General features: G+C 66.8%; 7 protein-coding genes. 3 read left to right on the plus strand and 4 right to left on the minus strand.

Annotated elements, in window-relative coordinates; translation table 11 throughout:
* Nucleotides 1-170 precede the first annotated feature (170 nt).
* Together FVW27_RS05070 and FVW27_RS05075 are read left to right on the plus strand one after the other, a co-directional pair.
* Complete coding sequence (locus FVW27_RS05070) at nucleotides 171-1,436, plus strand: [FeFe] hydrogenase, group A (RefSeq protein ID WP_167123303.1); 1,266 nt, start codon at nucleotides 171-173, stop codon at nucleotides 1,434-1,436.
* A gap of 11 nt (nucleotides 1,437-1,447) precedes the next feature.
* Nucleotides 1,448-1,822, plus strand: a complete 375-nt coding sequence (locus tag FVW27_RS05075) for an iron hydrogenase small subunit (RefSeq protein WP_167123305.1) — start codon at nucleotides 1,448-1,450, stop codon at nucleotides 1,820-1,822.
* 453 nt (nucleotides 1,823-2,275) lie between these two features.
* On the opposite strand, the gene FVW27_RS05080 is transcribed toward FVW27_RS05075, so the two are convergent.
* The 4 genes from FVW27_RS05080 to FVW27_RS05095 all read right to left on the minus strand — a co-directional run bounded on the left by FVW27_RS05080 (nucleotide 2,276) and on the right by FVW27_RS05095 (nucleotide 5,913).
* The gene (locus FVW27_RS05080) at nucleotides 2,276-2,707 is read right to left on the minus strand and encodes a Fur family transcriptional regulator (protein ID WP_167123307.1); all 432 of its coding nucleotides are present in this window, start codon (nucleotides 2,705-2,707) and stop codon (nucleotides 2,276-2,278) included.
* 279 nt (nucleotides 2,708-2,986) lie between these two features.
* Nucleotides 2,987-3,814 carry a metal ABC transporter permease gene (locus FVW27_RS05085; RefSeq protein ID WP_167123308.1) on the minus strand — a complete coding sequence of 276 codons (828 nt, stop codon included), beginning with the start codon at nucleotides 3,812-3,814 and terminating at the stop codon, nucleotides 2,987-2,989.
* The gene (locus FVW27_RS05090) at nucleotides 3,814-4,749 is read right to left on the minus strand and encodes a metal ABC transporter ATP-binding protein (protein WP_167123310.1); all 936 of its coding nucleotides are present in this window, start codon (nucleotides 4,747-4,749) and stop codon (nucleotides 3,814-3,816) included. The genes FVW27_RS05085 and FVW27_RS05090 overlap by 1 nt, the downstream gene beginning before the upstream one ends.
* A gap of 6 nt (nucleotides 4,750-4,755) precedes the next feature.
* Entirely contained in the window at nucleotides 4,756-5,913 is a 1,158-nt protein-coding gene (locus tag FVW27_RS05095) for a metal ABC transporter solute-binding protein, Zn/Mn family (protein WP_167123312.1), read from the minus strand.
* 344 nt (nucleotides 5,914-6,257) lie between these two features.
* Between FVW27_RS05095 and FVW27_RS05100 the strand changes: the two genes are divergently transcribed.
* The coding region (locus FVW27_RS05100) for a flavodoxin-dependent (E)-4-hydroxy-3-methylbut-2-enyl-diphosphate synthase (RefSeq protein ID WP_167123314.1) at nucleotides 6,258-6,486 on the plus strand (229 nt) is incomplete at its 3' end.

Genomic DNA, 6,486 nt, shown 5'->3' on the forward strand with positions numbered 1-6,486 from the left:
CCCGGCGGCGCTGGACGCCTTCCGCGCGGCGGCGAAGGGCGCCTGACGCCACCCCGGTGGCGGCTGGCGGTGTCGGACCGGTACACGGCGGCGCGGGACAAGGAGGTGTTCGGACGGCGTCGCGGGTGCCAACGACGTGATCGCAACCTTCAACCACAGGAGACGTGCAGATGAGCCGTATCGAAATGGAGAAGATCTTTTACGAAGATCACGCTCCGGACCCCAAGGCCGATCCCGACAAGCTCTTCTTCATCCAGATCGATGAATCGAAGTGCATCGGGTGCGACACCTGCCAGCAGTACTGCCCCACGGGCGCCATCTTCGGCGACACGGGCGACGCGCACAAGATTCCCCACGAGGAAATGTGCATCAACTGCGGCCAGTGTCTGACCCACTGCCCCGTGGGCGCCATCTACGAATCGCAGTCGTGGGTGACCGAGATCGAGAAGCAGATCAAGGCCAAGGACGTCAAGGTCATCGCCATGCCCGCCCCCGCCGTGCGCTACGCCCTGGGCGATGCCTTCGGCCTGCCCGTGGGCACCGTGACCACCGGCAAGATGTTCTCGGCGCTCAAGGAACTGGGCTTCGACCACTGCTGGGACAACGAATTCACCGCCGACGTGACCATCTGGGAAGAAGGCACCGAATTCGTGCAGCGCCTGACCAAGAAACTGGACAAGCCGCTGCCCCAGTTCACCTCGTGTTGCCCCGGCTGGCACAAGTACGTGGAATCGCTGTACCCGGAACTGTTCCCGCACATGTCGTCGTGCAAGTCGCCCATCGGCATGCTGGGTACGCTGGCCAAGACCTACGGCGCGGACCGCATGAAGTACGACCGGGCCAAGGTGTACACGGTGTCCATCATGCCCTGCACCGCCAAGAAGTACGAAGGCATGCGCCCGCAGCTGTGGGACAGCGGCCACAAGGACATCGACGCCACCATCGACACCCGCGAACTGGCGTACATGATCAAGAAGGCCAAGATCGACTTCACCAAGCTGCCCGACGGCAAGCGTGACACCCTGATGGGTGAATCCACCGGCGGCGCGACCCTGTTCGGCGTTACCGGCGGCGTCATGGAAGCGGCGCTGCGTTACGCCTACCAGGCCGTCACCGGCAAGAAGCCGGAAAGCATGGACTTCAAGGGCGTACGCGGGTTGCAGGGCGTGAAGGAAGCCACGGTGAACGTGGGCGGCGTGGACGTGAAGGTGGCCGTGGTGCACGGGGCCAAGCGATTCCATGACGTGTGCGAACTGGTGAAGGCGGGCAAGGCCCCGTGGCATTTCATCGAGTTCATGGCCTGCCCCGGTGGCTGCGTGTGCGGTGGCGGCCAGCCGGTGATGCCCGGCGTGCTCGAAGCCGCCGACCGCAGGGTGACCCGGATGTACGCGGGCCTGAAGAAGCGCCTGGCCATGGCCAGCGCCAGCCGGGCATAGGAGGAATCACCATGCAGATCGTCAACCTTACCCGGCGCGGCTTTCTGAAGGCCGCCTGCGTCGTCACCGGCGGCGCCCTGATCAGCATCCGCATGACCGGCAAGGCCGTGGCCGCCGCCAAGCAGCTGAAGGACTACATGATGGACCGCATCAACGCGGTGTACGGGGCGGACGCCAAGTTCCCGGCCCGTGCCTCGCAGGACAATGTGCAGGTCCAGAAGCTGTATGCGGACTTCCTGGAAAAGCCCATGAGCCACAAGGCCGAGCAGTTGCTGCACACCCACTGGGTGGACCGCTCCAAGGCCATTGCGCGCCTGAAGGCGGAAGGAACCTACCCCAACCCGCGCGCCAAGGAATTCGAGGGCAACACCTACCCCTACGAATAACGGCGGGGTGCCGCCCAGACGCGGTGCCAGACACGGCGTCCTGATACGGGCATTGTCCCGTGACCGAGCATGATCCGACGGCCCGCCTGCGACGAGGGGGAGAAAACCCCTGACACCAAGGGCGAGGTCACGGAACGAAGAGAAGGTGCAGATGCATGACGGCGCAAGGGCCGGGCATCCGGATGGTTCCGGGTGCCCGGCCCTTGCGCCGTGTGGGGCTGGGAGTGGGGAAGGGAGGCGGACGTGGAAGGAGGTGCCAGCCCGAAAGGCAGCCCTGTGTCTTCCCTGGTGTTCCTGCATGGCGCGGTGCACCGCGCGTGTAAAAGGAAAGGCAGAATCGTACCGGAATGCCGGGGATTACGGCGTGCCCTCACCCTTGCGGGGTGATCCCTTCCGGCTCGGATTTTACCGCAGTCAGGCTATACTTCGCGGCGTCAGTGGGCAATGGGACGCTCAGCTTTTGCTACACCGTCCGCACACGCCATCCAGACGCACTTCCACATGCTCCACGGTGACCCCGGCGGGCAGCAGGGCGGCGGCGTCCAGCGCCTTGGGCAGCGGCGGCAGGCAGGTCATCACCCCGCAGCGGGTGCACTGGAAATGGCCGTGCGGCGCGTTTTCCCCCGCCGGGGCCATACAGTGCCGGAAGGTGCCGTCGGCCCCGCTGTGGCGTTGCAGGATGCCCGCCTCCACCAGCAGGTCGAGGGTGCGGTACAGGGTCACCTTGTCCATGCGGGTGGTGCGGCGCACCGCGTCCAGCAGTTCCTGCGCGGCAGGGGCATGGGGCAGGGCGGCCAGCGCTTCCAGCACGGCAATGCGGCGGGGGGTGGCTTCCAGCCCGGCCTGTTCCAGCCGGGCGCGGGCGTCTGTCACGGGATTGGTCATGGCGTATTCCGATGATGGATTGCGGACTGGACGGCTGGGATGCGCTCTGTCGCAGGTCCTGTAGTATCCCCCCTGTGACGGTGTCCACGAAGTGGGCACCGTCACGGCAAAAGGGGGCAAGGGGCGGCAGCCGTTACGTGAGCGCGGAGCGCGAATGTTACGGACGCCGACAGCAGAGATGGTGCGGCCCCCTTGCTTCAGCCGTTAGGCGTGCGCGTAGCGAACGTCTTACGGATGAAGACAGCAGCGCTGCGGGGGGATGGGGGCGGAGCCCCCAGTTCATTGCGGGTTGCGTCTGCCAATCGCCCGGCGCAGCGCGCCCGCGCCGGACACGGCCATGAACCCTGCCGAGGCCACGGCAATGATGGCCGCGCCCGAGGTGACATCCCAGCGGTAGGCCAGGGCCAGCCCGCCCACGCAGAACACGGTGCTCCAGGCGGTGGCGGCGGCCATCATGGAGGGCAGCGAACGGGCCGAGCGCGCCGCGATGAACGGCGGTATGGTCAGCAGGGCCATGACCAGCACCAGCCCCACCACGCGGATCAGCATCACCACGCCCACCGCCGTCATGCCTACCACCAGATAGTGGGCGGTGCGCACCGGCAGGCCGCGCGCCTCGGCAAATTCGCGGTCGAAGGACGTCACCAGCAAGGTCTGGTGGCACAGGGCCACCATGGCCAGCAGGGCGGCGTCCAGCGCGGCCATCAGGTACAGGTCGGTCAGCGGCACGGCCAGGATGGACCCGAACAGAAAGCTCATCAGGTCGGCCTTGTAGCCGGGGGTAAGGTCGATGAGGATGATGCCGAAGGCCATGCCCGCCGCCCACAGTACGCCAATGGCCGTGTCGGCCTTTTCGGGCCGCTTCAGGGCCACCCCGGCCATGAGCATGGACGAGGCCACGGAAAAGCCGATGGCGCTGGGCAGCACCGGCCAGCCGTAGTGAAAGGCCAGACCCACGCCGCCGTAGGCCGCGTGCGACACCCCGCCCGCCAGAAACACCAGCCGGTTCACCACCACCAGGGTGCCGATGACCCCGCAGGCAATGCTGGCCAGCAGTGATGCGGCCAGGGCCTGCTGCATGAAGTCGTAGGAAAGCGCGTCGAGCATCAGGCGTCCTTTGCGGCGGGAGAGGGGGCGGCGGGGGAGGGCGTGGCGTCTGCAGAAACGAGGGAACCGGAGGGCGCGGTGGTGGCGACGGGCGGCAGTTCGTCCATACGCGGCAGCACCGGGAACAGCCCGGACACGGAGGAGATGAACGCCCCCATGGGGCAGGTCTTTTCATGGTGTCCGTAGAGCATGGTCAGCATTTCCGGGGTCAGCCCCGCGCCTCGGCTGTGGACCAGGGTGCGGTTGACGAAGGCCACGTTGGAGAAGGTGGACGTGGCGATGGACAGGTCGTGGCTGACCACCACCAGGGTGTGCGGCCCGCGCAGGGTGCCCAGGAATTCGAAGAAGCAGAACGATCCCTGCGGGTCGATGGAGGCGGTGGGTTCGTCCAGCAGCAGCAGTTCCGGCTGGGCCATCAGGGCGCGGGCCACCACGGCCCGTTGGCGCTGCCCGCCGGAAAGTTCGCCCACCATGCGCTTTTCCATGCCGGAAAGGCCCACCTGCTCCAGCGCCTCTCTCGCGCGGTCGATGGATGCGGCATCGCGTGACCAGTGGCGCCCCAGCAGCCCGCGCCGGGTGCCTGCAAGGCCCATCAGCACCACGTCCAGCACGGTGACGGGAAAGTCCAGCCGGGCCGTGGAGTACTGCGGCACGTAGCCGATGCGCGGCAACGCCGCCTTGGGCGCACCGTCGAACAGCGTCACGCTGCCGGAGCGCGGGGTCAGCAGGCCCAGCAGCAGCTTGAGCAGGGTGGTCTTGCCGCCGCCGTTGGGGCCGAGCACGGCCAGGAATTCGCCGCGCTCCACGGTAAGGTCCACGTGGTCCAGCACCGGCTCATCGCCGTAGGCGAAGCACAGGTCGCGCACGGCGATGACCGGTTCGTGCGATGTATGCGGTGCGCCCGGCATACCGGGCGCACTGGAGGGCATGTGCATGCGTGTCTACTTGCTGGGGGGTTGGGTCAGGGTTTGGGCCATGGCATCGGCCACGCGGCGGATGTTGGCGGCCCAGTCTTCGGCCAGCGGGTCGGCCTCGATGAGCTTTGCCCCCACGTTGCGGGCAATGGTTTCCGCGCCGCGCTTGGAGAACTGCGGCTGGACGAAGATGGCTTCGATCTTTTCCTTCTTGGCGAACTCCACGATGCGGGTCAACTGCTTGGGTCCCGGTTCGCGTCCTTCCACTTCAATGGCCACTTCGCGCAGGTTGTAGTTGTGGGCGAAGTAGCTCCACGCCGGGTGAAAGACCATGAAGCGGCGGCGGTTTTCGGGTACGTTCTCGAACAGGCCGTTGATGTGCAGGTCCAGTTCGTCCAGTTCGCGCACGAAGGCGTCGTGGTTGGTGCGGTACACGGCGGCATGGGCCGGATCGGCCTTGGCCAGCGCGGCCTTGATGGAACCGGCCATCATCTTGACCAGCGCGGGAGACAGCCAGATGTGCGGGTCGCCGCCTTCGTGATCGTGGTGATGGTGGCCTTGGGCGGCTTCACCGTCGTGGTGATGGTCGCCGTCATGGTCGGCGTCATGCTTGGCGTCGGCGGGCTTGGCGGCGTCATGCCCGCCCTTGTGCCCGTGCTGGTCGGCGTCCTTGTGGCCGGCGTCATGACCATGGCCGTGCTCGCCGTCGTGGTCGTGGTCTTCATCCAGAAAATGCTCGTCCTGCGGCAAAAGGTCGATGCCCTTTTCCAGGCGCACCAGGGTCATGTCCTTGCCGCCCGCAGAGGTGATGCGGTCCAGCCAGGCCTTTTCGAAGGGCACGCCGATGGTCATGTACAGCTTGGCGCTGGCAAGCGCGCGCATCTGGCTGGGCTTCGGCTCGTAGGTGTGCGGGTCGGCACCGGGGGGCACCATTACCGTCACCTCGGCCAAGTCGCCCGCGATGCGCTGGATGAAATACTTCTGCGGCAGGATGCTGACCGCCACCTGCACGGCGGCAGCGGCGGTGGCGGGTGCGACGGCGGGGGAACCGGGCGCGGCAAGCAGGCCGGACAGCAGGAACAGGAAGAGCAGGGCGGACAGCCCGAACCGCAAGTGCGAGGCATATCTGGAGAATCGTGCAAACCGGGACGGGGTGGCTTTCGCAAGGGCAAAGGGAATGTTCATGGCGCCTCCGGTGGTGGGATCCGGGATGAAGGAGTGAAAATGCAACTCGGTTGCATTTCGAGTATGTAGTCCTCTGGCCGCATGGTGTCAACGCGCCAGGTCGAAAGGTGGAGAAAGAGGAAACGGCAGGGACGGGACGTGCTGCTTCGCTGGTCCGTCATCCACGTGCCGCGCCTGCCCCCGCCATGTGCCAGACCTGACACGTGTGCCCGCCCCGCCGCGCCGTCCGGGGGGCGGTGGCGCCCTTGGCGAGCAGGGGGAAATGCAGTATGAACCGTCAATTCGGCCCGCGCCCTCCGAGCGCCTAAGGGTGCCGCCGGGCCGTCCATCTTCAGGGACCATTCATGACCATCGAACGCAGGCGGACCCGCGAGGTCCGCATCGGCTCCGTGCGCATCGGGGGGGACAACCCCGTGGTGGTGCAGAGCATGGCCAACACCGACACCCGCGACGTGGACGCCACCGTGGCGCAAATCCGCGCGCTGGCCGCCGTGGGGTGCGAGGTGGTGCGCCTTGCCGTGCTGAACGAGGCGGCTGCTGCGGCCATCGGCCCAATCCGCGCCGCATCGCCCG

Source organism: Nitratidesulfovibrio liaohensis (assembly GCF_011682075.1).
Taxonomy (GTDB): Bacteria; Desulfobacterota; Desulfovibrionia; order Desulfovibrionales; family Desulfovibrionaceae; genus Cupidesulfovibrio; species Cupidesulfovibrio liaohensis.

Bases quoted from the DNA above. Each gene is read 5' to 3' on its own strand.
- FVW27_RS05075 (WP_167123305.1), top strand. From the start codon at position 1,448: ATGCAGATCGTCAACCTTACCCGGCGCGGCTTTCTGAAGGCCGCCTGC.
- FVW27_RS05095 (WP_167123312.1), bottom strand. From the start codon at position 5,913: ATGAACATTCCCTTTGCCCTTGCGAAAGCCACCCCGTCCCGGTTTGCA.
- FVW27_RS05070 (WP_167123303.1), top strand. From the start codon at position 171: ATGAGCCGTATCGAAATGGAGAAGATCTTTTACGAAGATCACGCTCCG.
- FVW27_RS05085 (WP_167123308.1), bottom strand. From the start codon at position 3,814: ATGCTCGACGCGCTTTCCTACGACTTCATGCAGCAGGCCCTGGCCGCA.
- FVW27_RS05090 (WP_167123310.1), bottom strand. From the start codon at position 4,749: ATGCACATGCCCTCCAGTGCGCCCGGTATGCCGGGCGCACCGCATACA.
- FVW27_RS05080 (WP_167123307.1), bottom strand. From the start codon at position 2,707: ATGACCAATCCCGTGACAGACGCCCGCGCCCGGCTGGAACAGGCCGGG.